General features: G+C 69.2%; 28 protein-coding genes and 1 pseudogene. 20 read left to right on the forward strand and 9 right to left on the reverse strand.

The window, feature by feature from the left end; translation table 11 throughout:
• The first annotated feature begins 131 nt into the window (after window positions 1-131).
• Window positions 132-734 (forward strand): hypothetical protein, encoded by a 603-nt coding sequence (locus tag ABZ340_RS20220; protein WP_358783156.1) that lies wholly within the window; start codon window positions 132-134, stop codon window positions 732-734.
• Window positions 735-889: 155 nt separating this feature from the next.
• Here ABZ340_RS20220 and ABZ340_RS20225 read toward each other — a convergent pair whose 3' ends face one another.
• Together ABZ340_RS20225 and ABZ340_RS20230 are read right to left on the reverse strand one after the other, a co-directional pair.
• On the reverse strand, window positions 890-1,510 hold the full coding sequence (locus ABZ340_RS20225) for a dihydrofolate reductase family protein (RefSeq protein WP_358783157.1): 621 nt from the start codon (window positions 1,508-1,510) through the stop codon (window positions 890-892).
• A 214-nt stretch (window positions 1,511-1,724) separates the two neighbouring features.
• Window positions 1,725-2,405 (reverse strand): DUF5701 family protein, encoded by a 681-nt coding sequence (locus ABZ340_RS20230; RefSeq protein ID WP_358783158.1) that lies wholly within the window; start codon window positions 2,403-2,405, stop codon window positions 1,725-1,727.
• A 377-nt stretch (window positions 2,406-2,782) separates the two neighbouring features.
• Here ABZ340_RS20230 and ABZ340_RS20235 point away from each other — a divergent pair, with 377 nt between their 5' ends.
• Complete coding sequence (locus ABZ340_RS20235) at window positions 2,783-3,538, forward strand: hypothetical protein (RefSeq protein ID WP_358783159.1); 756 nt, start codon at window positions 2,783-2,785, stop codon at window positions 3,536-3,538.
• A 174-nt stretch (window positions 3,539-3,712) separates the two neighbouring features.
• Here ABZ340_RS20235 and ABZ340_RS20240 read toward each other — a convergent pair whose 3' ends face one another.
• On the reverse strand, window positions 3,713-4,243 hold the full coding sequence (locus ABZ340_RS20240; protein WP_358783160.1) for a hypothetical protein: 531 nt from the start codon (window positions 4,241-4,243) through the stop codon (window positions 3,713-3,715).
• Between the two features lie 237 nt (window positions 4,244-4,480).
• Here ABZ340_RS20240 and ABZ340_RS20245 point away from each other — a divergent pair.
• From ABZ340_RS20245 to ABZ340_RS20325, 17 genes and pseudogenes are all read left to right on the forward strand, one after another.
• Window positions 4,481-5,383: pseudogene (locus ABZ340_RS20245) on the forward strand (IS701 family transposase); the annotation flags it as partial.
• A gap of 518 nt (window positions 5,384-5,901) precedes the next feature.
• Complete coding sequence (locus tag ABZ340_RS20250; protein WP_358783201.1) at window positions 5,902-6,795, forward strand: hypothetical protein; 894 nt, start codon at window positions 5,902-5,904, stop codon at window positions 6,793-6,795.
• 217 nt (window positions 6,796-7,012) lie between these two features.
• Window positions 7,013-7,720, forward strand: a complete 708-nt coding sequence (gene cpaB, locus ABZ340_RS20255; RefSeq protein ID WP_358783161.1) for a Flp pilus assembly protein CpaB — start codon at window positions 7,013-7,015, stop codon at window positions 7,718-7,720.
• A gap of 9 nt (window positions 7,721-7,729) precedes the next feature.
• The gene (locus tag ABZ340_RS20260) at window positions 7,730-8,986 is read left to right on the forward strand and encodes an AAA family ATPase (RefSeq protein ID WP_358783162.1); all 1,257 of its coding nucleotides are present in this window, start codon (window positions 7,730-7,732) and stop codon (window positions 8,984-8,986) included.
• 113 nt (window positions 8,987-9,099) lie between these two features.
• The gene (locus ABZ340_RS20265) at window positions 9,100-9,495 is read left to right on the forward strand and encodes a pilus assembly protein (protein ID WP_358783163.1); all 396 of its coding nucleotides are present in this window, start codon (window positions 9,100-9,102) and stop codon (window positions 9,493-9,495) included.
• A 1-nt stretch (window position 9,496) separates the two neighbouring features.
• The gene (locus ABZ340_RS20270) at window positions 9,497-9,880 is read left to right on the forward strand and encodes a TadE/TadG family type IV pilus assembly protein (protein WP_358783164.1); all 384 of its coding nucleotides are present in this window, start codon (window positions 9,497-9,499) and stop codon (window positions 9,878-9,880) included.
• A gap of 37 nt (window positions 9,881-9,917) precedes the next feature.
• On the forward strand, window positions 9,918-11,258 hold the full coding sequence (locus tag ABZ340_RS20275; protein WP_358783165.1) for a CpaF family protein: 1,341 nt from the start codon (window positions 9,918-9,920) through the stop codon (window positions 11,256-11,258).
• A 22-nt stretch (window positions 11,259-11,280) separates the two neighbouring features.
• The gene (locus tag ABZ340_RS20280; protein WP_358783202.1) at window positions 11,281-12,234 is read left to right on the forward strand and encodes a type II secretion system F family protein; all 954 of its coding nucleotides are present in this window, start codon (window positions 11,281-11,283) and stop codon (window positions 12,232-12,234) included.
• A gap of 65 nt (window positions 12,235-12,299) precedes the next feature.
• Window positions 12,300-13,187 carry a DUF5936 domain-containing protein gene (locus tag ABZ340_RS20285; protein WP_358783166.1) on the forward strand — a complete coding sequence of 296 codons (888 nt, stop codon included), beginning with the start codon at window positions 12,300-12,302 and terminating at the stop codon, window positions 13,185-13,187.
• Window positions 13,188-13,493: 306 nt separating this feature from the next.
• On the forward strand, window positions 13,494-14,738 hold the full coding sequence (locus ABZ340_RS20290) for a histidine kinase (RefSeq protein ID WP_358783167.1): 1,245 nt from the start codon (window positions 13,494-13,496) through the stop codon (window positions 14,736-14,738).
• A 48-nt stretch (window positions 14,739-14,786) separates the two neighbouring features.
• A complete protein-coding gene (locus ABZ340_RS20295; RefSeq protein WP_358783168.1) occupies window positions 14,787-15,797 on the forward strand; it encodes a response regulator transcription factor in 1,011 nt (336 codons plus the stop codon).
• Window positions 15,798-15,939: 142 nt separating this feature from the next.
• Window positions 15,940-16,137, forward strand: a complete 198-nt coding sequence (locus tag ABZ340_RS20300; RefSeq protein ID WP_358783169.1) for a hypothetical protein — start codon at window positions 15,940-15,942, stop codon at window positions 16,135-16,137.
• A complete protein-coding gene (locus ABZ340_RS20305) occupies window positions 16,137-16,733 on the forward strand; it encodes a pilus assembly protein TadG-related protein (protein ID WP_358783170.1) in 597 nt (198 codons plus the stop codon). Before ABZ340_RS20300 ends, ABZ340_RS20305 begins: the two co-directional genes overlap by 1 nt.
• A gap of 34 nt (window positions 16,734-16,767) precedes the next feature.
• Window positions 16,768-17,346, forward strand: coding sequence for a hypothetical protein (locus tag ABZ340_RS20310; protein ID WP_358783171.1), 579 nt, complete (start codon window positions 16,768-16,770; stop codon window positions 17,344-17,346).
• Between the two features lie 11 nt (window positions 17,347-17,357).
• The gene (locus ABZ340_RS20315) at window positions 17,358-17,975 is read left to right on the forward strand and encodes an OmpA family protein (protein WP_358783172.1); all 618 of its coding nucleotides are present in this window, start codon (window positions 17,358-17,360) and stop codon (window positions 17,973-17,975) included.
• 71 nt (window positions 17,976-18,046) lie between these two features.
• The gene (locus ABZ340_RS20320; RefSeq protein WP_358783173.1) at window positions 18,047-18,328 is read left to right on the forward strand and encodes an Arc family DNA-binding protein; all 282 of its coding nucleotides are present in this window, start codon (window positions 18,047-18,049) and stop codon (window positions 18,326-18,328) included.
• Window positions 18,325-18,717: a hypothetical protein gene (locus ABZ340_RS20325; protein WP_358783174.1), complete on the forward strand. Its 393-nt coding sequence runs from the start codon at window positions 18,325-18,327 to the stop codon at window positions 18,715-18,717. The genes ABZ340_RS20320 and ABZ340_RS20325 overlap by 4 nt, the downstream gene beginning before the upstream one ends.
• A gap of 45 nt (window positions 18,718-18,762) precedes the next feature.
• On the opposite strand, the gene ABZ340_RS20330 is transcribed toward ABZ340_RS20325, so the two are convergent.
• Together ABZ340_RS20330 and ABZ340_RS20335 are read right to left on the reverse strand one after the other, a co-directional pair.
• Window positions 18,763-18,954, reverse strand: coding sequence for a hypothetical protein (locus ABZ340_RS20330; RefSeq protein WP_358783175.1), 192 nt, complete (start codon window positions 18,952-18,954; stop codon window positions 18,763-18,765).
• Window positions 18,955-18,966: 12 nt separating this feature from the next.
• Window positions 18,967-19,818 carry a helix-turn-helix transcriptional regulator gene (locus ABZ340_RS20335; RefSeq protein WP_358783176.1) on the reverse strand — a complete coding sequence of 284 codons (852 nt, stop codon included), beginning with the start codon at window positions 19,816-19,818 and terminating at the stop codon, window positions 18,967-18,969.
• 266 nt (window positions 19,819-20,084) lie between these two features.
• Between ABZ340_RS20335 and ABZ340_RS20340 the strand changes: the two genes are divergently transcribed.
• Window positions 20,085-20,579, forward strand: a complete 495-nt coding sequence (locus ABZ340_RS20340; RefSeq protein ID WP_358783177.1) for an ATP-binding protein — start codon at window positions 20,085-20,087, stop codon at window positions 20,577-20,579.
• Window positions 20,580-20,746: 167 nt separating this feature from the next.
• Here the strand turns inward: ABZ340_RS20340 and ABZ340_RS20345 are convergent, their stop codons facing one another.
• From ABZ340_RS20345 to ABZ340_RS20360, 4 genes are read right to left on the reverse strand one after another with little or no spacing between them, the layout of a single operon-like run.
• Complete coding sequence (locus ABZ340_RS20345) at window positions 20,747-21,259, reverse strand: hypothetical protein (RefSeq protein WP_358783178.1); 513 nt, start codon at window positions 21,257-21,259, stop codon at window positions 20,747-20,749.
• A gap of 5 nt (window positions 21,260-21,264) precedes the next feature.
• Window positions 21,265-21,975, reverse strand: a complete 711-nt coding sequence (locus ABZ340_RS20350) for a hypothetical protein (RefSeq protein WP_358783179.1) — start codon at window positions 21,973-21,975, stop codon at window positions 21,265-21,267.
• Window positions 21,976-21,978: 3 nt separating this feature from the next.
• Window positions 21,979-23,265, reverse strand: coding sequence for a putative T7SS-secreted protein (locus ABZ340_RS20355; RefSeq protein ID WP_358783180.1), 1,287 nt, complete (start codon window positions 23,263-23,265; stop codon window positions 21,979-21,981).
• Window positions 23,262-23,612: a type VII secretion target gene (locus ABZ340_RS20360; RefSeq protein WP_358783181.1), complete on the reverse strand. Its 351-nt coding sequence runs from the start codon at window positions 23,610-23,612 to the stop codon at window positions 23,262-23,264. Before ABZ340_RS20360 ends, ABZ340_RS20355 begins: the two co-directional genes overlap by 4 nt.
• Window positions 23,613-23,942 lie beyond the last annotated feature (330 nt).

A 23,942-nucleotide genomic window follows, 5' to 3' on the forward strand; every position in this document is an offset into this window, starting at 1 on the left:
TACCGCGGTGTGCTGCTCGGTGTCGCGCGTACGGTGACCTTCACCGATCCGTCTGAGCCACCCGAAGCGAAGCGGGCTCCTGGGTTGTTCACGTCCTTCGAGCCGGCCTCAGAAGAGAGGAATCCCTTCGGGTGAGCACTTCCCACGTGCCCTACGCAACCGACGGAACAGACTTCCGGGGTGCATTGAGGTTTCACTATGTCACAGCATTGAAAAGATTCGCGAAGTACTTCGTGATCTTCGCGCCCTTGTGGCCCTTGGTCATCGTGACGAATCTCGGTTATCTGCTGCCGTTGGCGCTTGTGGGGATCGTCGGCTCTGCGTTCACGATGGCTTTCTTCTGGGGCCGTGTGCTGTGGATCTGGAAGTGCTCGCGGGTCTTCCGCGCGTATCCCTTGAAGTTCCGCGGGCCCGTCACCAAGGTGGCGATGGACGGCCACGATCTCTTCCTGCGTTTCCCCGGGCAGGGAGACAAAGCCACGATGCGGGCACGTAACCCCTTGATGCGAAGCGGGTGGCCCGAGGGCATTGCAAAGGGAGTCTGGTTTGCCGGTGACGATCCGTTCGGTGGTGCGGCCATCGTTCCCGGCACGGGGGAGTTGCTGTTCATGCAGCCGAAGGAGTGGGGACTTTTCGCGGAGGAACGGGGCCGTGCCGGGGCCGAACGCATCGGGCGGGCCAAGCGTGGCCGGATCAAGCGGGCGACTCGCTGGCGTGGCATCCGTATCGGGTGAAAGCGAACTCGTAGCCGACACCGCAGGCACGGGCGGAGGTTCAGCAGGCTTTCGGGCGGTCATCGCGCGTACCGCTCTGCGGCCGTCCCCGGCCACCCTCGCCGGCCGGGTACCGGCGCCCGGTGCCCCGGTCGGCAGGGTGGAGCCGGATGGTCTCAGCCGTCGATGGCCGGGGTGACGGCAGCGGTGGTGCGCGCATAGGTCAGGACGACCGCGCCGCTGTCCAGCATCGTGCAGTCGGTGCGCCGCCAACTGCGCGGATCGAACGTGGCCTTGTGGGAGAAGAGAGGGATTCCGGCACCGGCGGTCAGCGGTGCCACCTTCAGGATGAGCCGGTCGATCTCGCCGTACAGAGCGCCGGCCAGTTCGGCGCCGCCCACCAGCCAGATGTCCTTGCCGTCCTCCTGCTTCAGCTTCCGCACCGTGTCCACGGGGTCGTCGGCGACCAGTTCGACGGCGGGGGCCGGACTCTTGGTCAGAGTCCGGGAGAAGACCAGGTGGCGCAGGTGGGGATAGGCGTCGGCAACACCGGCCTTGAGACCGATCTCGTACGAGCGCCGCCCTTCCAGGACGGTGTCGAAGTGGGTGCCTTCCCCGGTGACGGACAGCGCCGCCCGGGCCTGGACGGGCAGGGTCTCCGGATACCGCTCCACGATGTGCCGGACGTAATCCTCGGGGATCGGCCAGAAGCCGTTGGGGCCTGTGGGGTCCGCGCCGTCCGGACCCGCGATGAAACCGTCCAGGGTGGTGCCGACGTAGTACACGAGCTTTCGCATGCGGTGCTCTCTCTTCTGGGCCGCGCTGTTCGGTGAGCGTGCCGGTGTGCAGAGGGTCGGCGCAGGTGCGGGGTGAGGAGATCAGGCGGGTGCGGTGCGGCCGTGCGGCGTACCGGGCGATCGCCCCCGCCAGGGACGAATGTCTGCGACGCGGCTGATCGAGTCGCGCAGCGGCGCGGCAGTCTCCCCCCTCCCGCCATGTGCTCGCGGCGCCTTACAGGTCCTGGCCCCGGCGGCCCGTCGCGGAGGCGAAGCCCAGCCAGGTGTGCCGGTTGCCGGCCCAGCACCAGCCGACCTTGGGGGCGTTGCGGCGCTCGCGGCCGTCCCGCCCCGTGCCGTTGCTGATCCAGATTGCCGGTGTACGGGCGTCCAGGGTGCCGTTGGCCTTGCGCAGCCGGGAGCCGATGGTCATGAAGCAGTGGTTGCGCTCCAGGGCGGCGGGCTGCTGCAGCACCCAGTGGATGCCCTCGGTCAGCAGCAGCGGGGTGCGGGCATCCGCCGTGAGGGCGGGCAGCGCCTCGTCCGGGCTCCAGTCGGCCATGTGGTCGCCGCGGTCGATGCCGGTGAGGAGGTAGAGCGAGGAGTCCGGCAGCGCGATGGTGTCGAGCGGGGTGAAGAGATCGACGTCGGACATGTCGGTGACGACGAAGCCCGGCTTGTCGTCGCGGCGGAGCAGCGGCGCGAGAGCGGACGCGGGCACCCTGTCCGGGTGAACGGCGAGCAGGGCGCCCTCGCCGCCCGCGGCGGCCTCACCGGCCGCGGCGAAGGAGCGGACCTCGGCGGTGGACAGCCCGGCCCGCTCGTGCACCCCCAGCTCGATCAGCCGCTCGGCCTGAGCGCTCAGGGCCGGGAGCCCGGGAAGAACGGTGGTGTCAACAGGCTTGATCTCGGTCACGATGCTCCAAGAGGCGCAGGGACGTTGAGGGGCGCAGAGCCAACGAAGCGGCCCGCCGGATCGTTCCCCCGGCCCCGGCTCCCGTTGCCGCCTTCGCCTCGGGGTGCCGGCGTCGGTGGGTGCCCCGGCCGGTCGAAGTACCCCGCCGGTCGCCGGTCTCTGGCCGGTCAGGACGCGGCCACCTTCCGCAGTCGCTCGTAAAGACGCCACCAAAGGGACCTGGAGAACCTCTGCCATTCACCGGTGCACCCCTGGGCTCTGCGTCACGGGCGGAACCGACAACTGATGCGGGGGTAGCATCATGAGACCGATCTGAAAGGTCATACCGCGGCGGACTCTGCAGACAGTCCGCCTCTGCCTCTCTCGAGAAACACGTCATGTCTCAGGTTCGCTTCTCCATCGCCCACAACAAGGCATCCCTTGAGGAATCAAAGCACTTGCCGTACAGCGTCTGGCACGCCGTTCTGCACAAGAAAGGCCGCGAACCTGACACAGTCGAGGCGTGGGTGGCTTATGGCGATCCCCTTACTCCTGCCCAGGCGGAGGCAGTACGAGACAAAAGTCGCTCCGCCGACGCAGCCGGCAACGCTCATCCGCTGCTGGCACAAGCCGCCAAGGCTCACCGTGACCGTATCGACGGAAAGCCTCCGACGTTTACGATCTACTCGCAGGAAAAGCCGCTGCGGCCGATGTGTGTCGTCCAGCCCGAGGCTCCGGCCGGGGAAAAGCGGGAGACATATGTGGTGAAGGACGAGCGTGGTCAAGCTCTGGCCCGTATCTCCAAAGGCCGGTCGCCGCTTGGCTTGCGCCGCGCCTGGCGTATCGAGCTCACGGGTGCGGGGGACGCTTTCGTCGGGTACCGGGGTACCTGGCACGGCTGGCTGTGGTTCCTTGTGTTCCTTCCGCTGTGGATTCCACTGACACTTGTGAGTATCGTGGTCGGCATCCTGGATTCGGGGAATTGGGACGATCTTACGTGGGAGCCTCCCAAGCGCACTGTCTGGCGTCAGCGTTCCGGCGGCCTTCTGGCTTCGGCTGTCCTCGATCGCCGCAGTTCCTCGTACCGTTGGGATTCCGCGAACCTCGATGCACGGGTCGCGTACGCCCAGGCCGTCTTGCGTCAAGCTCGCTGACCGAAACGTGGAGCATCCTTCCTGCCCCGGGAAGCCGCTCGTCCAGCGGTGACGGACGAGGAAACGCCGACCTCTCTTTACTCCAGTTGTAGATCGTGATCTTGTGTCGGCGAAGGTTGAGCGCGTGCCTTCCGGCAACGGGAGCGCCTCGACCTGGCCAAAGGCACCGTAGCGTTACATGTTCTGGCAGGCCCTGGCTTTGAACTCCGCTATGGGGAGGGTGACTTCGGATGCGTCACCCTTGTCGGAGATCTCTTCGTAGCGGACGTTTCCTGGGGTGAGCCGGTCCCGGTCGCTTAGGGTGAAGGAGACGCTGTTCGCTGACCACGAGTTGTCCTTGGTCCAACCGTAGAGGGCATACGTCGTCTTGGCGGTGAGCGGAGTCAGCGGTCTGGTCGCGGTCCAGCCGGGGGCAGGTGAATCGAGGGTCCAGGTGGCGAGACCGGGTGCGAGGGGGCGGTCGGCGGTCCATGAACCGATGGTCACCTCCTTGTTGACGTCGTCGCTGTCCACGTAGAGGGTCGCGCCATCGATGTGATGCCCGCAGACCATCATGACGCCGAGCAGATGGCCGTCACCGGTCACGGAGATGCCGGCGACGGCATCGACGGGAACCGTGCACCCCGAGGTTGCGGCCAGGGCCACGCCGACCGCGACGGTACCGACGAAGCGCCGGAACACCGGCCGCGAAGTGGTCGATCGCATGCTTACCCCTCTGCCCGGAGGCGCGCGTGAGCCTCTTGCCCCGAATGGTAGGCGGCGAGCGGTGTCGGGCCGCAGCTCGCAACTCATCCGTTGCGCGCTTGTTGTTTCCTTTGATCGGCGGCATGCGAAACGGGCGCGGCCACCGATGATCATCAGTGTGCGAAGACAGAAGATCAGGCGGTGGCCGCAGGTCGCAGCATAGATTCTGCCCGCTGGCAGGACATGTTCGAGGTTCTGATGGGCCGTATCGCGGGACGGTTCGCCAGGGTGGAACCGCGGCGGGGTGCGCGGGAGTTCGTGCTCGGGCTCCTGCCGGATCTGCCACGCAGGAACTGCTGGACGCTGGCCGAGCACGCCGGACATGCCACTCCGTACGGTCTGCAGCATCTGCTGTCGAGGGCGAAGTGGGATGCCGATGCGGTCCGGGACGATCTGCGCAGCTTCGTCGTCGAGTGACTGCATGATGAGGAGGCGGTGCTGGTGGTCGATGAGACCGGCGACCTGAAGAAGGGCACCGCCACGGTGGGCGTGCAGCGCCAGTACACCGGCACTGCCGGACGCATCGAGAACAGCCAGGTCGTCGTCTACCTCGCCTATTCCAGCCGACGCGGTCACGCGGCGATCGACCGGGAACTGTATGTGCCGCGTTCGTGGATCACGGACGCGGCCCGCTGCCGGTCGGCCGGGATTCCCGAGGAGGTCGGCTTCGCCACGAAGCCCGCCCTCGCCCTCCGTATGATCGACCGGACCCTGGATGCCGGGATCCGTGCAGCCTGGGTGACCGCAGACGAGGTCTACGGCGGCAATCCGCAACTGCGGAGCGCGCTGGAAGACCGTCAGGTCGGCTACGTCCTCGCGGTCGCCTTCGATCACCGGATCGCCACCCAGGCGGGCAGAGTGCGGGCCGATGCACTGGCCAAGAAACTGCCGAAGCGTGTCTGGCAGAAGTTCTCCGCAGGCCCCGGCGCCAAGGGACGCCGCTACTACGACTGGGCCCTGGCCGACGTTGCCGACGACCAGCCCGGTCACCGCCATCTACTCGTGCGCCGCAACCGCAACAGCGGCGAACTCTCTTTCTACCGCTGCTACTCGGCGGCCCCGGTGCCGCTGGCCACACTGGTGCGGGTGGCCGGGCACAGGCGGACCGGTTCCGGCCTTCCCTGATCGATGAGCGCATTGCCTTCGCCCAAGCGATTCTGGACCTGTAGATGCGCCGGTGGTGAAGGGGTGGGTCGAGGTGGCCGGCGTCCGGCGGAGCGGTGGGTGCCGCGTCGGCGTTGCACCTCCGGCGCCGCGCGGCCACGCCATGGGCGGGTGACCGGTGCCTCCCGCGCGGCCGGTGCCGTGCGCGCCCGCGTGGGGGCGGGGAGAACCAGAAGCTGGGCGGCGCCCGGGAGGCGGTGCCGTGCGCGCCCGCGTGGGGGTGGGGCGAGCGCCGGGACGGCCGCCCTGTCCCGTTTTGATGCACCTTGTGCAACAGGAGTTCCTCCAGAGGTACACAAACGCTGTTCTCCGGCCACAGACGCGTGGATACAGTGCTGAGGTAGTCACGCAGTGAAGTCGTCCGGTTGTGCCGGAGTCACGCCCGGCCGACCGACGGGCGTGGGGGGAATGGGGAGCTGCGCGTGCCAACTGCCATTGCCGTGACCAGCGCCGACATGGCGCTGCCGCCGCAGGACGAGCGGACCCTGCCCGCTGCCGTGCTCCGGGACGTCGACAGACGGCCGCTGGAGCAGGTGCTCGCCGAGATGCAGACGCTCGTCGACCAGCACGGGTATGTGATCGTCGTGTGCTCGCAGGCCGTGCCCGTCGCCGTGGAGCGGCGCCTGTACACCGTGCGGTCCCTGCTGGAGAGCGACCGTATCGCCGTGTTCCGCCCGCCGCTGCCGCCGCTCGCGACAGCCGTCCTGGCCCGGCAGTTACGGCAGCTGGCCTCCTGCGACCTCGGCCCCGGCGTCCTCGCCTCCGCCGGCCGCCTCCTCACCCACTATCTCCACGCCGGGGCACTGCTCGGCTCGGTCGCGCGGCTGGACCGCGTGCCGGTGGGGCTGAAGGCGCACGCCAAGTCGTGGGTGCCGGGCAGCCAGTTCGGCGTCCTCGCCCATCCCGAACCGCAGCTGGTGAAGGTCGCGCCGGGGGCGGCCCTGACCGGGCCGGAGTTCGGGACGTGGCTGCTGGTTGCCAAGGGGCAGTTCCAGTCCGACTGGGTGACCGGCACCCTCGCGCCCTCCTGGCGGACCCTCGGACTGCGCGAGGCCCCCCTCCCGGCCGAGTCCTCCGCCTGGTGGGGGACCGGCAAACTGATCGAGTTCTGCGCCTTCCTGCCGGACCTGTCGGTCCTCTACCAGCTCGTCACCTCCGTACGGCAGAGCGCCTGCCGCTGGTGCGGCATCGACCTCATCGGCGACCGCTGCGTGTTCTGCTCCGTCGCGCCACCGGTCCCCGACCACCTCCCCGACGCCCGCCGTGACGGCCACCGCGACGGCCGTCCCGCGGAGTACCACGGGAGCCGCGACCGCATCCGCCGGGCGAGCCGCGCGGGCGCCGGGTGAGCCCCGGACCGCGGACGGCGCACGGCTCGTCCGGGACGGCGCGCGGTCCGTGCGGGTTCGGCTCACGGCCCGTCCGGGACGGTGCGTGGTCCATCCGGCCCCGGCCCACGGGCACGCTGTACGCCGCCTGCCCCGCGGCCGCCCACCGCCCGCCCCCCGGCCCCTCCGCTCCCCCCGCCCCCGCTCGCCCGACACCCCCAACGAGGTTGCACGGCTCATGAACTCCCGTCAGCGCCGCGGCGTGATCCTGCTGATCCTGTCGGTCGTCTGCGCCCTCGGTGCCTTCGCCGGCGTGCTGTCCGTCATCAACGACGTGAAGTCCAAGGTCGGGCCCGAGGTCACCGCGTACCGGCTGAAAGCGGACGTCGAGCCCTACACGGAGCTGAACGCGGGCCAGTTCGAGAAGATCACGATGCCCGAGCGCTGGCTGTCGGAGACCGCGGTCACCGATCTCCGCCGGATCCAGGGCAAGATCGCCGTGACCACCCTCAAGGCGGGCTCGCTGCTGCAGAGCGACATGATCGTCGACCGGCCCGCCCTCAGACCCGGTCAGCAGGAGGTCGCCATCATGGTCGACGCCGCGACCGGGGTCGCCGGCAAGATCACGCCGGGCTCCTCCGTCAACGTGTACGCCACCTTCGAGGGACAGCGCGAGGGCGACCCCGACCAGTCCAAGATCATCGTGACCAACGCCAAGGTGCTCGACATCGGGGAGATCACCGCGCTGGAACCCGACGAGAAGAGCCGGAGCCGGCAGCCCGCCGACGCCGTGCCCGTCACCTTCGCCCTGTCCGCCATCGACGCCCAGCGCATCACCTACGCCGAGTCGTTCGCCCAGCGGGTCCGGCTCGCGCTGGTCGCGCCCGGCGGCGACGCCACCGTGCCGGACGAGGACCGGACGTACGAACTCGCGAAGGACAAGTGAGAGGCCCGCATGCCCACGAGGATCCTCCCGGCGGTCGGCGACGCGGACGCCGTCCGGTCCATCACGACCCTGCTCAGCCAGCTCCCGGACGCCGAACCGGTGGCCCCGGTCACCGACTCCACCCAGCTCGTCGACACCCTCGCCCGCCTGGCCGCCGAGTCGGTCGACGAACTGCCCGAGGTCGTCGTCGTCCACGAGCGGATCGGCCCCGTTCCCGCACTGGAACTGATCCGCGAGGTGGCCCTGCGCTTCCCGGCCGTCGGCGTCATCCTCGTCACCTCCGACGCCGGCCCCGGCCTGTTCCAGGCGGCCATGGACTACGGCGCCCGCGGCCTGGTCGCCCTCCCTCTCGGGTACGAGGAACTGGCCAGCCGCGTCCAGGCGGTGGCCCAGTGGTCGGTGGGCGTACGGCGCCACCTGGGCACCGGCGGCGACGTCTTCACCGGCGCCGGCGGGACCGTCGTCACCGTCAGCGGCGCCAAGGGCGGGGTCGGGGCGACCCTGACGGCCGTCCAGCTCGCCCTCGCCGCGCAGGCGTCCGGCCGCACCGCCGCCCTGGTCGACCTGGACCTCCAGACCGGGGACGTCGCCTCCTTCCTGGACGTCCAGTTCCGCCGCTCGGTCGTCGACCTGGCCGCCGTCGACGACATCTCCCCGCGCGTCCTGGCCGACGCCGTCTACCGCCACGACACCGGCATCGCCCTGCTGCTCGCCCCCGGCGAGGGCGAACGCGGCGAGGACGTCACCGACCGCGCCGTCCGCCAGATCGTCAGCGCCCTGCGCTCCCGCTACGAGGCCGTCGTCATCGACTGCGGCGCCCAGCTCAGCGGCGCCGGCGCGGCGGCGGTGGAGATGGCCGACACCGCGCTGCTGGTCACCACCCCGGACGTCGTCGCCGTCCGCGGCGCCAAACGCGCGGTGCGGATGTGGGAGCGGCTGCAGATCCGCAAGGCGCAGGAGACGACCGTCGTCGTCAACCGCCACGGCAGGAACGCGGAGATCCAGCCCCCGCTGATCCAGAAGATCACCGGTACGGCGGTCGCCGCCACCACCGTCCCCGCCCACTTCAAGGAACTCCAGAGCGCCGTGGACGCGGGCCGCATCCACGAGCTGGACGCCAAGAGCACGGTGAAGCAGGCGCTGTGGACGCTCGCGGGCGAGCTGGGGCTGGCGCGGGCCGCCGAGGGCGCCCACCGGGCGGGCGGCCGGCTGCGCGGCGACCGGGGAGCGGTGAGTTTCCGGCGTCGCAGGGACGGAGGGGGATGAGGGTGCCGGCGGGCCGGAGGGGGTTGAGGGTGCCGGCGGGCCGGAGGGGGTTGAGGGTGCCGGCGAGGCGGAGGGGAACGAGGGGGACGAGGGGGATGAGGGGGACGAGGGGGATGAGGGTGCCGGCGGCCCGGGCGAGGCGGCGGGACGACGGCCAGGTCACCCTCGAATTCCTCGGCATGACACCGGTGATCGTCGTGACGCTGGTGGTGCTGTGGCAGCTCGTCCTGGTGGGCTACACGTTCACGCTCGCGGGCAACGCCGCCGACGAGGCGGTGCGGGCCGGGACGGCCGCGTCCCCGGGGGAGCGGCAGGGGGCGTGCCGGCAGGCGGGCCTGGAGAAACTGCCGGGCGCCTGGGAGGGGAAGGCCGACGTGGCCTGCGCCACCGCGAACGGCTACGTCACCGCCGACGTGGACCTGAGGGTCCCCCTCCTCTTCCCGGGCACGGTCAGCTTCCCGTTCGACGTGCACGGTCACGCCGGCGCGGTGGAGGAGGAGACGGACTGAGATGCCGTACGACCGACAGCGCCGACGGCGCCCCCCGGGCGGGGCGGGCCGTGACCGGGGGCAGGTCGCCCTCGAGTACCTCGGCTTCCTGCCGATCCTCGTCGTCGTCGCCCTGGCCGCCGTACAGCTCGGCCTGATCGCCTACGCCGCCCAGCAGGCGGGCACCGCCGCCCGGGCCGGTGCGCGCAGCGCCTCCCTCCAGGAGAGCGCCCAGGACGCGTGCGCGGCGGCCGTCAGCAGCTGGCTGGCCGACGGCACCGACTGCCCGCCGTCGTACGGCGGCGACGAGGTGAGCGTCACCGCCACCGTGGACATCCCCTCGATCGTCCCCGGCTGGGACTTCGGGGACGCGACCAGGACCGCGACCATGCCGCTCGACCACTGAACGACCCACGCGGACAAGGAGCGAGGAGCACCGGACCATGAGCCTGCGCGCACGCATCCACACCCCCGACGAGCACGTCGGCGGCCGGGGTGAGGACGGTCACCTGGTCGCCTCCTACCGGGCCAAGCTGCTGGAGGAGATCGACCTCGCGGAGATGAGCTCGCTGGCCGCCGCCGAGCGCAGGGCGCGGCTGGAGCGGGTGCTCGGGCACATCATCAGCCGCGAAGGCCCGGTGCTGTCCACCGTCGAGCGGTCGCAGCTGATCCGCCGGGTCGTCGACGAGGCCCTCGGCCTCGGCATCCTCGAACCCCTCCTCGAAGACGCGTCGATCACCGAGATCATGGTGAACGGCCCCGACGCGATCTTCGTCGAGCGCGGCGGCCGGGTCGAGCAGCTCCCGCTCCGCTTCGCCTCCCACGACCAGCTCATGCAGACCATCGAGCGGATCGTCTCCACGGTCAACCGCCGCGTGGACGAGTCCAACCCGATGGTCGACGCCCGCCTCCCCTCCGGCGAACGCGTCAACGTCATCATCCCGCCGCTGTCCCTGACCGGCGCCACCCTCACCATCCGCCGCTTCCCGCGCTCCTTCACCCTCCAGGAGCTGATCGGCCTCGGCTCGCTCGACGAGCACATGCTGTACCTGCTGGCCGGGCTGGTGCAGGCCCGCTTCAACATCATCGTCTCGGGCGCCACCGGCACCGGGAAGACCACCCTCCTCAACGCCCTGTCCGGCCTGATCCCCGCCCACGAACGCATCATCACCATCGAGGACTCCGCCGAACTCCAGCTCCAGCAGGCACACGTGATCCGCCTGGAGTCGCGGCCCGCGAACGTCGAGGGCAAGGGCCGCATCACCATCCGCGACCTGGTCCGCAACTCCCTGCGGATGCGCCCCGACCGCATCGTCGTCGGCGAGGTCCGCGGCGGCGAGTCCCTCGACATGCTCCAGGCGATGTCGACCGGCCACGACGGCTCCCTCGCCACCGTCCACGCCAACAGCGCCGAGGACGCCCTGACCCGGCTGCAGACCCTGGCCTCCATGTCCGACGTGGAGATCCCCTTCGTCGCCCTGCACGACCAGATCAACAGCGCCGTCGACGTCATCGTCCAGCTCACCCGCTTCGCCGACGGCGCCCGCCGCATCACCGAGATCGCCCTGCTCGACAGCCACGGCGGCGAGCCGTACCGCCTGGCCACGGTCGCCCGCTTCCACGCCCGGCCGATGACGGCCGACGGCCGCGTCCACGGCGTCTACGAGCACCACCCGCTCCCGCGCCGCACCGCCGACCGCCTCCACCTGGCCGGCCAGCCCGTCCCGCAGGCCTTCGGCGTCGCCCAGTCCGCAGACCAGCTCGCCACCCGAGAAGCCAGGTAGGTAGGTACCGCCCATGGAGCTCATGGACCTCACGGATCTGCACACCCTCGTCCCGCTCACCACGGGCGTCACCCTGCTGACCTGCGTCCTCGCCGTGCTCGGCGTGCACTCCTACGCCGCGGGCAAGGCGCAGCGCCAGGCCCTGGTGGACCGGCTCACGGCCACCGGCCAGGCCCCGGCCGGCGGCCGCCGGCGCCGCTTCTCCGCCCTCGACCGCCGCCTGCGCCGCACCCGGGCGGGCAGGAAACTGGAACGGCGGCTGGCGGCCACCGGCCTGGACATCACCCCCGGCGAGTTCTCCGTCGCCCTGCTCGCCGCGGTCGCCGGCCTCTGGCTGATCGGCCAGGCCGCCCTGGCCCCCTTCTTCGGCCCGATCGCCGGGCTGCTGGGCGTGTGGGCGGCGGCGCAGTTCCTCGACTGGCAGCGGCAGAAACGCATCGAGAAGTTCATCAACCAGCTCCCCGAACTCGCCCGCATCCTCGCCAACGCCACCCAGGCGGGCCTGGCCCTGCGTACGGCGATCTCGATGGCGGCGGAGGAACTGGAGGCCCCGGCCGGTGAGGAACTCGGCAAGGTGGCCGCCCAGCTCGCCGTCGGCGCCTCCCTGGACGACGCCCTCGGCGAACTCGCCGACCGCCTCCCCTCCCGCGAACTGGTCGTCCTCGTCACCACCCTGGTGCTGTCCAACCGGGCGGGCGGCCAGGTGGTCAGCGCCCTGCGCAACCTGACCGAGACGCTGGAGGAACGCAAGGAGACCCGGCGCGAGATCCGCACCCAGCTCGCCCAGGTGAGCATGACCTCGTACGCCGTCCCCGTCCTCGGCGTCGGCTCCCTGTTCCTGATGAACGGGGTGAAGGACGGCGCCCTGGAACGCATGACCGGCTCACCGGCCGGGCAGGCCGCGGTGATCATCGCGTTCGCGCTGTACGCCGTCGGCTTCGTCCTCATCCGCCGCCTGTCCCGCATCGACGTCTGACCGCCCGCGCAGGAACCACGCGGGAATTACGCAGGAACCCGCGACGAAAAGGAGGGAAACGGACCGTGGCACTTCTCCTCGCCGCCCTCATGGGCCTCGGCGTCTGGGGCGTCTTCGCCGGCATCCGCATGTACCGGGCCGACGCCAGACTCCCCGCCGACCTCGCCCTCGCCCTGGAGGTCGGCGCCACCCGCACCGGCACCGTCGACTCCCTCGTCGACCGCCTGGGCATGCGCTACGCCCCCGCCGTCCTGCGCCTGATGGGCCCCGGCCTGGTGGCCAGGTACCGCCGCAAGATCGACCTGGCGGGCAACCCCGGCGGCCTGACCATCGACCGGTACGCCGCCCGCCGCGCGGTCTACGGCTTCCTCGGCGCCCTCGGCTTCCTGGTCTTCCTGCTGCGCGGCCAGTTCCTGGTCGCCCTGCTCCTGCTGGCCTTCGGCGCGTTCTGGACGGAGGTCGGCATCTGGGCGGCCATCCGGATCCGCAAGGACGTCATCGAGCGGACCCTGCCCGACTTCCTCGACGTCCTGGCCGTCGTCGTCAGCGCGGGCCTCGGCTTCCGCCAGGCCCTGGACCGCGTCGCCTCCCGCTACGAAGGCCCCTGGGCGGACGAACTCCGCATCACGCTGCGCCAGATGGACCTCGGCATGAGCCGCCGCCAGGCCTTCGCGGAACTGCGCCGCCGCAACGACTCCGAACAGGTCGCCATGTTCGTCACGGCCCTCCAGCAGGGCGAGGAACTCGGCGCCCCCATCGTCGACACGCTGGTGTCCCTGGCCAAGGACATGCGGCGCACGGACGCGCAGAACGCCCGCCGCAAGGCGGCCCGCGCGGTCCCCAAGGCCACCATGATGATCACCACGTTCATGGTCCCGGCCACGATGATCCTCCTCGGCGCCGGCCTGATCCTCGGCTCCGGTACGGACTTCGGGACGATCACGGGGGAGTAGGTGCGACGGGTGAGGACCACACCGACACCGGGAGCACCGGGAGCACGGGAGGCACCGGGGGCACCGGAGGCACCGGGGGCACCGGGAGCACCGGCAGAGCCGGGAGCGCAGGGAGCGCCGGACACCCCGATGACGTACGCACCGTCCGCGCCGCCCCCCGGACCTCCGGCCGCCCCCACAACCGCCCCCCTGCCGCTCCCACCCCCACCCCCTACCGAATCCCTCACCGAATCTCTCACCGGACCCCTTGCCGAGCCCCCCGCCGAATCCCCCACCCTCCCCATCCAGATCAACGCCCTGCAGGCGATGTGCCGGCAGGTCTTCGGCTTCCGCCTCGCCATGATCGCCCTGGCGGCCCCCTCCGCCCTGCTCAACGCCAACCCGGGCCTGGGCGCCCGCCTGGTCGGCGCCGCGGTGGTCGTCACCTTCATGGGCTCCTACGTCCTCTTCCGCGACTGGGAGCGCTTCGGCCCCCTTCTCCTGCGCCACCCCTCCCTCCTGGCGCTGGACACCCTCTTCGGAGCCCTGCTGCTCGTCTCGGCCGGCCCGGACACCACCCTCGCCTACGTCAGTGTCTGCACCCCGCTTCTCGCGGGCCTGGTCTACGGCTGGCGCGGCGCGGCCGTCTTCGCCTCGCTCCAGTCGCTGATCCTCCTGCTGGCCCACACGGCCCTGCGGGACCCGCACCCCGGACCGGGCCCAAGCCCCGGCCCCGCGGAGTCGCTGCTCCTCCCCGGTCTGTGCGTCATCGCCGGAGCGGTCGGCTCCAGCCTGCGCAACCTGATGCTCCGCTTCGGCGCGGCCACCCGCGCCCTGACCGCCGTACGGGCCCGCCTGGCCGTCGCGGAGGCGGTGAGCGCCGAACGCGCCCGCCTCGCCCGCGAGCTGCACGACTCGGTCGCCAAGACCCTCCACGGCGTCGCCCTGGCCGCCGACGGCCTCGCCGGTTCCGCGGGCGCGGACCGCATGGACCCGGCCCTCGTCAGGCAGCAGGCGGAACTGATCGCCCGCTCGGCCCGCCGCGCCGCCGCCGAGTCCCGCGCGCTCCTGACCGACCTGCGCCGCGAGGCGGACCCGGCCCACACCACGGACGTCCTGACGGAACTCGCCGCCCGCACCCGCGACTTCGCCGCCCGCACCGGTCTGCGGGCCACCTACCACCCGACCGGCGCCGCCGCCACGTCCGTACCCGTATCCCTGCCCCCTGTCCCGCCCGCCGTGGCCCGGCAGCTCCTCACCATCGCCTCCGAGGCCATGGAGAACGCCCACCGCCACGGGTCCCCGACCCGCGTCGAGGTACGGGCCGGCGTACACGGCGGCCTGCTCCGCATCAGCGTGTACGACGACGGCCGCGGCCTCCCCCCGGACACGACCCTCGAACAACTCCGCCGGTCCGGGCACTTCGGTCTGGTCGGCATGGTCGAGCGGGCCACTTCGGTGGGCGCCCGCATCCACATCGGCCGGGGCGGTCACCCGAAGGGCACGGAGGTCCGCGTGGAACTGCCGCTCGCGGCGCCGCCCACGACCACCGCCCCGGACGCGACAGCCTGAACCGCGGACCACGTCCGCCCCGAGGACAGACAGGAGAGGAGGCCACAGATGCCGGACCCCACGGACTCCACGGCTCCGACGACCCCCAGGGCACCCCGCATCGGCGCTCCACCGCCACCACCGGTACCGTCACCGCCGTCACCGCCGCCCCAGGACCCCTTCCCCGGCCTGCCGGTGCCCGCCCGCCCGGCCTGCCTCCGGGTCCTCGTGGCGGACGACAACCCGGTGGTACGCGCCGGCCTCACCGCCCTGCTGTCCGGCCGGGAGGACCTCACGGTCGTCGCCGAGGCCGCCGACGGCCGCGCCGCCTGCGAGGCCGCCCTCGAACACCGCCCGGACGTGGTCCTCCTCGACGTCCGCATGCCGGGCGTCGACGGCATCTCCGCACTTCCGTACCTGGTACGGATCGCCCCGGTGATGATGCTGACCTACAGCGGGGAGTCGGAGACCGTACGGGAGGCGCTGCGCCGAGGCGCCGGGGGCTACCTGGTCCACGGGGAGTTCACTGCGGACCAGCTCGCCGACGCCGTACGGGGCATCGGCCGAGGCAGGCCCCACTTCACACCGACGGCGGCGGAGGCGCTGCTGGCGCAGCTCCGACGGGAGCCGGACCCCGCGGCGGGAACGGACGGCGACGATCCAGCTGCAACTGCATACAGCAACTACTCGCCGGTGGACTCGCCGACCAGCGAGGAACAACCCCTGACCACACTCCACTTGGCGCCACTCAGCCCTTCGCCGCCGAATTTACCCCCAGGAGGTCTTTCGCGAATGCAACCACCTATGGGACAGTCGTCGTCCGGACGGGCAAGCGGCGGGGGGCGTCCGGCCGCTCCGGACCGGTCGGTGTTCCACCTGAGCAGGAGGGAGGCGGAGATCATGGACCTCATCGCCTCCGGCATGACCAACCACCAGATCGCCGGCGCCTGCTTCATCAGCGAGAAGACGGTCAAGAACCACATCAACCGCATCTTCGCCAAGCTCCACAGCACCAGCAGGGCCGAGGCGGCGGCGAAGTGGCTGGGCACCGCACCGGACTCCCCCCGGGGACTGGGGTGACGCGTGGTGGCCGAACGGGGGAGGGGGAAACGGCGTTGGGCCCGGAAATGGGCCCTCGGACCCTCTGAAAGGCGCGCGGTCGGGCCGTACCGTGCCCGGGTCGAAAGCGGCATCGGCATCGGCCACCGTGGAGGGGAACAGCATGAGCAACTGGGCCAACACCGTCGTCTCGTACCTGAAGAACCGCGCCGCCCGCAACGACCAGGGGCAGACGGCGGTGGAGTACCTGGGCATCATCGCGGTGGTGGTGGCGATCGTGCTGGCGATCACGGGAACGGACATCGGCCAGTCGATCTACAACGCGATCACCGACAAAATCACCGAGGTCACCGGCGGCTGATGCGGCTCCGTAGGTATGGCGACACAGGGCAGGCGTTCCCCATCTACATCACGGTGGTGGGGGGCCTGCTCTTTCTGGCGTTGGCGTACCTGGCGGTAGGGCAGGCGGCGGCGAACCGCAATGGCGCTCAGACGGCTGCCGACGCCGCGGCGCTCGCGGCAGCTCAGGACACCCGGGACCAGCTCACGGCCGCTTGGACGCAGGACGTTCTCGATCCGTCCAAGTGGCAGGACATCTTCGACGGCGATGTGCCCGGACTCGGGCCTTCGTGCTGGCGTGCCGATCAGCTGGCTGCACAGAACGACGCCCGTGTGCTGAGCTGCGCGCCTGCGGGGCCCTTGGATTTCGTCGTCGAAGTGGAGAGCAACAAGACCGTCGGTGATTCCATCATTCCCGGTACCGAGAACAAGAAGTCGGTGGCGGCCGCCAAGGCCGTGATCGAGCCCCGCTGCACGATCGACCTGCCCGCTGATGACGCGGGAAAGGACGCGCTGCCAAGCCTCGGCTGCCAGGACAAGGACTGGGACCTCGATCCGAAGGACTTGACGAACCTGCCCAAAGCCGAGGACCTCTTTGATGTCCACCTGGCCGACTGAGAAGCGAACGACGAGGGATGAAGGAAGAAGAGCCATGAGCGTACGGTTCACAGCGCAGGCCCGTAAGGGAATGGTTGCGTTGACCGTAGCGGCCGGACTGGCCCTCGGCGTAGCCGGGTGCGGCGGAAGCGACGACGGGGACAAACCCGAAGCTTCACCGTCTGCCTCCGGGAATGTTGGTTCGGGGCCGAGTGCTCAGGAAGGAAAGGCGGAGGCACCCCTGGCTGAGCTGAAAGGCCCCGACGGTCTGCTGCTGACGGTTACCGCCGCACAGCGCGATTCAGGCGGATTTGTCACGGTGAGTGGTGACCTGAAGAACGACGGCGGCAAAACGGTCAACGTGCCGGCTCAATTGAGCGGAAATGAGACGGAGATCATCCGAAACGGCAGGTCGCTCGGCGGAGCCACCTTGGTGGACTCCAAAGGCAAGAAGCGTTACTACGTCTTGCGGGACACGGACGGCCGACCGCTCACCACGACCAACTTCCCTGCCATGAAGGCCGGTGAGTCCCTTCCCGTCTTCATGCAGTTCCCGGCACCTCCGGCCGATGTCTCCGAGGTGACCGTCCAGCTGCCCATGTTCTCGCCTGCCACCATCACGATCTCCGGGTGAGGCGGCCGAGAATGACCCACACCCGCCTGCTCCTCGCCACCCTCACCACCACCTCCCTCCTCCTTGCCACCCCAGGCCTGGCCCACGCCGACGAAAACCCCGGCGTCCCCCCGGGCACCGAGCCCTCCGCCTCCGCCCCCGTCGAACCGGACCCCAACGACCCGGACCTCAAACTCCCGGACGGCGCCACGCTCGCCGAGGCCAAGGTCCTGGACATCAAGTCGGTCGTGGAGGACCAGAGCGGTGACGAACGCCGTGAGGACACCAACGCGGACGTGAAGTTCGCGCTCCAGGCCGAGGTGCTGTTCGGCAAGGACAGCGCGAAGCTGAGCGCCGAGTCCAAGGCCCGCATCGCCGGTATCGCCGAGGAGATCGAGGCGCAGAACGCCACGAGGATCCGCGTCTTCGGCTTCACCGACGACCTCGGCTCCTCCGCCCACGGCGACCTGCTGTCCAGGCACCGCGCGAACGCCGTACAGAAGGTCCTGGACCAGGAACTGAACGACGCGGACATCACGTACGAGGTGCGCGGCTACGGCGAGCAGTACCCGATCGCCGACAACTCGACGGAGGCGGGACGGAAGAAGAACCGGCGGGTGGAGGTCTCCTTCCCCCGCTCGGAGAGCTGACCGCAGGCCGACCGTGCAGAGGGTCGGGAGAGCCACCGGACACGGGCGTATACGTAACGTATACTCGCGGTATGTCCGATGTCATGATCCGCGTGCCCGCAGAAGTCCGTGATCAGCTCGCGGCCGTGGCGGAGGCGCGGGGGACCAGTCTCCGGGCCCTCATGCAGGAGATAGCCGCTCAGACCCTGACGCCCGAGCAGATCAAGGAACGGGCCGATCGCACGCGCTCCCTGCTCGCGGAGCGGTTCGGGCACTATGTGACGGACGAGGAGTCCGCGGAGATGCGGCGGAAGATGCGCGAGGCCACCGCCGCCTACCGGGCCGCACTCGCGGAGGGGGAGCCCGGCCGGTGAACGCGGCCGAACACTACGTTCTCGACAGTCCCACACTCCTGGCGATGGGCGGGAACAAGCAGGTGTCCGGCCTGATCCATGCCGCGGCGGCCAGTGACGACGTCCGCCTGTGGGCGCCCGTGCTCTGCCTTCTGGAGGCCGAGCGCGAGCGTCCCGGAGTCGTCGCTCATGCGGGCGTGCTGCCGGATGTGCTGCGGGTGATCGACGACGACTACGCCCTGGCCGTGACCGTCGCGGACCTGTGCCGGACCGGCGTCCCCTTCGGCGTCGCGGCCGCCGTCCACGCGGCACTGCCGAATCCGGTGCACCCCGAAGGGGCACTGGTGGCCACCGTCGCGCCGCAGGCCTACGAGGGCCTCGGCGTCGGGGTCATGGATCTGAACCGCTGAGGCCGAACTCCGGCCGACGGCGAGCAGAAGCCCGCGTGCGCGGCTCTACAGCAGATGGTCGGCCTTCCCGGCCTTGATCTCCCGGATGAGGGCGGCCAGGGCTTCGCGGCTGTCGGTGAGGTGGTGGTCCTCCTGCCCGGCGACGGCGATGTAGGCGTTGCCTTCGTCGTCGGTGCCTATGCGGAAGCAGTTGGCTCCCTCGCCGCAGAAGGGCTCTTCCCAGGCGATGTCAGACATGGTGAACGTCTCCTACAGATCGCTGACGAGGGTGCGGATGAAGTCCCGGGAGGCGTCCGGCTCGAGTGCCACACCGTTCGCAGCGTCGAGATGGGCTCGGTACTTGTGGAGCTGCGTCTCGGCGTGGATGAACTCCGGGCCGTGTGTGCTGTCGAGTTCGACTGTGTCGAGTTGAGGTACGGCTCCCTCGGCGTAGAGGACGGACTGTCCTGCTCCGGGAAAGCCGCCCGCCTTGAACGGAATGACGCGGATCGTCACGGCTTCCCGGCCCGACATCAGCAGCAGGTGCTCCAACTGCCGCCGTGCCACGGCCGGCCCTCCGAACTCCATCCGCAGCGCGGCCTCGTGGACGATGACGTCCAGGTCCGGTGGGGGCGTGCGTTCGAGTACCTGCTGCCGGTCCAGCCGATGCGCGACGCGTACTTCCACGTCTGCCGGGGCGAGCCGGGGGATGACCGCCTCGAAGACCGCGCGAGCGTGCTCTTCGGTCTGCAGCAATCCGGGCAGGTGCACGCTCACGATGATGCGTACCCGCCGGGCATGCCACTCCATCTCGGCGATGTCCAGGAACGGGTCGGGCAGTTGTCCCCTGTAGGACTCCCACCAGCCCTTGTCGCGTTCGGAGGCCATGGATGCCAGGGCATCGACGAGGGCTTGGTCGGTACAGCCGTAGTTGGCCGCCAAGGTGCGTACCCGCTCCGGGCTGATGCCCGAGCGCCCGGACTCCATGTTGGGCACGTTCGTACGGGGTACGCCGAGCAGCCCGGCAGCGTGCTCGGTGGTCATCCCGGCCGCCAGCCGCAGCTTGCGCAACTCGGCACCGAGGCGTCGTTGGCGCTCTGTCGGGGCGCTTCTCGGCGCCATGTTCCCTCCCCGTCCGATTCTCTGACGGCCTCAGTCTGCCGTCATGCCGGTGGCCGATCCACCATGCGCGACACCGTTTCGGCAAACAGGTAGTACACGTACTCCCGATGCTCTACTGTCGGTGATGGGTCGACCACGACCCGCCACCGACCCGGAAGCGCATCGCGCGAGCCTGCCCGCACTCTCCTTCCCTGGGAGGGGCGGCCCGCGTCAGGGAGACGAGCCACCGGTCGGACACCAGCCCACCCCCCGACCAAGGGATCGCCATGTCCGGAACCGTGACCACCTGCCCGGCCCCGACCCCGCTCGACCCGCCGCCCGCACCCCCGGCTCCCGAAGCCCTCTCCTACAGCCTCACCCTCCCCGCCGGCCTCCACAGCCCGGCGATCGCGCGCAGCGCGACACGCACGATCCTCCGGGCCCACGGCCTGGAGGACGTCACGGACGCGGCCGTGCAGGTCGTGGGCGAACTGGTCGGCTGCGCCTGCCGCCTGACACCCACGGCCGAGGTGTACGTCTCCCTCCGCTACCGGGACGCGGCCCTGCGCGTGATCCTCTACGACGGCCATCCCCGGCACACCCACCCCCGCCTCGCCGCCGCCTGCGAGGCCCGCCGCCGCGCGGCCCTGCGGGTGCTGGCCTGCGTGGTCCGCGCCTGTGAGGGCGACTGGGGCTTCGGGGACGCACGGGAACCGGCCGGCGGCACGCGGATGTGGGCGGTCCTGCCGAGGCAGGGCGCCCGGGCCTACCTCGGAGGGTGACCTGAAGCGGGCGGCCGGGAGGCGCACCGGGCGCTCGCGCCTCGCCCTGTCCACCCGGCCGCCGCACTGGCCTGCACAGGGCCTTGGCGCAGCGCGCCCTCAGCCTGCGGACCCGACTGACGGCATGTACCCCGCGCATACCTGGAGTTCACGAAACAGCCGGCATTTCAGCCTGTGTGCGGTCGCACGATGCGGGAGAGGCGGAGAGCCCCCGGGTTCCACTGGTCCCGCCCGCCACTCTTCAGCTCCGCGGACCAGCCCTCGGACGCCGCGATGGCCATGGCGCGCTCCGGGCCGATACCACGGAAGTGCCGGGCAGGGACCGTGACGGAGAGTTCGTAACTGCCGTCCGGGTTGTCCTTGCCCTTGTACAGCCCGTGGTTGCCCTGGGCGCGGGCGATCTTCTTACGGATTTTCTCCTGCGCGTACGCGTCCCAGAGTGCGGCGTCCCAGAGCCATTCGGCGCGGAAGCGGCGCCATGACAGAGTGCCGAGCCACGGGTTGAACCATCGCAGTGGAGGATTGAGGCCGGCTGACGCCGCAGCGACGACAAGCCCGAGTGCTACGGCGAAGGCTCCCCATACGGGAAGATAGATCCACTGCAGAATCAGCTGAAACAACAGCGAGGTCTTGGACCTGCGTTCCGCGACGAGCTGGTCTGGCGGCGGCAAGGAGGTCATCGAAGTCACCCGAAAACATCGCGCACACTCAGCGTGCTGGGATGGGCATCTGTTGGTCGGCGCTGGGCGGGGCCAGCCGGCTTTTGCTCCATGTTCACCTTGACCGAGTCTGTGACACGCGCAAGCACACCGACGTAGTCGGGAAAATCCTGGATGCTCGGCGTAGTGAGCGTCAGTACCACCAACTGTGATACCGGCAGGCATGGAACGTAAACTGTTGCCTGCGCCAATTCGAGGGTCACTGGCGCCACGGAATCCTCGACTCCTTGCCGGGCAGTCATGTGCATCCCGGAAAGTGTGAGCACCGCAGGGCCGCTCTCGGCATTGACCTCCATGACCTCGTTCAGCGGATCGTTTGAAAGTGCTTCAACGAGTCCAGCTATCACGGTCTGCGCATCACCAGGTGAAGCGATGGGCTCAGCCATGACGGACAAGGTTGCAGTCGTGACCCTGCCTTCTTCCGTGCGAAGCATGCAAAATGCTGCTTCCAGAGCGCCGTCGTCCGCAGCGGCTTCTGCAATTTCCTTGTACCAGTATGCGACGGTCTCTCGTTGGTAGTCCGTGCCGTTAGCCCAGATTTCGGCAGCCATTGAGTCGAGATAGGCGGAACGCTCGGCTGCTTCCAACTCCAAGCCCAGTGAGTAGAACTCCTTGGGGATCTGCCACTGGATCGACGCAGGTGACCCGGCGTCAAACTCCGTTGCTGTTTCTGTCACGGTCTACCTCCCTGCCGCCGGCGGGTCGGAGTCGAGGAGACCTGGCACCTTCAGGGCTGTGCCCACTCCGGTGATGCCGGCCCAAGAACCGCGGTACCACCACTCCTGGGGTTTCATCGGTAGATTGTCGAGAGTGCTGGTGACTCTACTCAAGGGGGTTCTGGCAAACGAAAGCATCTCACTCTTCTGCATCATGTTTGCCAACTTTGAAGCACCCTGGACCGGCAGCTTGCCAGTGAGTGTAAATTTTAGTCCGCCGGTGATGGCGGCGTCTGCTTTTACTGCATTGAAAGCCTTGCCGATTTTCCCCGTGGCGCCAATGGCGATGAATTTTCCTCCTGGAATAGCGGAAACCGCATCCATTCCGAGGCTCGTCCAGCTTACGTCGGCTCCGCCCAGTTTTGCCGCACCATGAGCGCCCAGTGCACCAAGCGCGGTGACTCCTCCGGCGAGAGCAAGAGCGCCAGAGAGCGGAGGGCACCACATCGTCAGCAGCGAAGCAACGGCCAACGCGCCGGATACCGTGCTGAGGATGTCGCCGATCTTCTTCAGCAAGTCGGCATGCTCCGTGCACCAGTTCTGGATGTTGTGCCCGAGCCGGGTAAACGCATCGGCAAGCCCCTCGAAGAAGCCAGAGTCCGGTGCTTTTGCGTTCGCCTTCGTAAGCTTGTCCGCGATGGCCCGGGCGTCGCTTTGGTGGTGCTCTAGCAGCTCTTCGGCCTTCTTGACGATCTCCTCGAACTGGGCACGTGCGGCATCCAGCTGCCTAGATGCCGAATCGAGATCGACCCCGGCTTGCTTCAGTCGACTATTGGCAGCATCAATCTTCGCCTGGGCGTTGTTGAGGTCGGCCTGGTTTGTGTAGTACTGGCCACTCAAGCGGAAAGCTGGATCGTTTGCTGCTTGATTGTATGCGGCGGTTGCCTGATCCTGGGCTTTCTCGCGCTCCTTCGCCTTCTCCTTGGCGATCCTGGCTTCAGCTTCGTATTGTTTTGCCTTTTGCTTGTACTCGGCGAGCTTGGATTGCCAGAGTGAGAGTTGACCTTGTGCCGAACGCAGTGCATCGCGACTGTCGCCGAGGTATTTCGGCAGGTCGCCGACTTTCTCGCTGAACGCACTCGCGGCCTTTCCCTCCCAGGACTTGCCGCCCTTGCTGATACTGGTCAGTGTGGCGTGTGCGTTCTCCAGGCTGGTTGCGGCCTTTGTCAGCTTGTCCGTGAGGTCTTCGACGCTTTCCAAACGTCCGGGTGCCGGATCAAAGCCGATAGCGGGGAAATCTTGAGCGCTCATCGTGCTCCTGCAGCAGGGCGGGCCTGTGGGGATGGCGAGGGGGTCGGCTGTTGAGCAGCGCCCTTTTGCATCGCCTCTCTGATGGCCTGCTCGGTGGCTTCGTAGTTGCTTTTCGTCAGCCTGAGTTTCTCTTCGATCTTTTCCGTGCCGTCAGCGATCTTTTTGATCGCGCTGTCCCAGCTGTCATGGAATTCGTCACAGGAATTGTCCAGCGCCTCGCTTCCTGTGCTCTTCGGCCCTACTTCTTTCAAAGCACTCAGAGCCTTGCGCATCTCTTCCTGACTTTCGTGCAAGTGCTTGAGGAGCTGGTCCAGATCTTGAACTTCTACCTTGAAGTGGTCTCCCATTACGCCCCCGTGTGGATGCCCCGGTGGTTCCAGCGGGGCAAGCGTCCTTCAGGTTGACCTTGCGAGGCTACCCGCCACTGATCTGTGCTTCCAGTCACGCTTTCCTTGTCATTCCGCTGATATGGGACTATTCCGGAGGAGCCCGAAGATTCTCGCTCGGTACCCATGCGACTTCGACACTCACATGATCACCGGCTTTGTGTCTGCACTCGCATCCGGGACAACAAACCGGTCTGTCAGGAGGATTGGCGGGGCGGCACCGATAACCGTCACGGACGGGACCGATCGTCTTCACCCAATGCCCCTGGCCATGAACCGCTGACCCCGCGG

It is taken from the genome of Streptomyces sp. NPDC006134, assembly GCF_040628835.1.
In the GTDB taxonomy this organism is placed as follows: Bacteria; Actinomycetota; Actinomycetes; order Streptomycetales; family Streptomycetaceae; genus Streptomyces.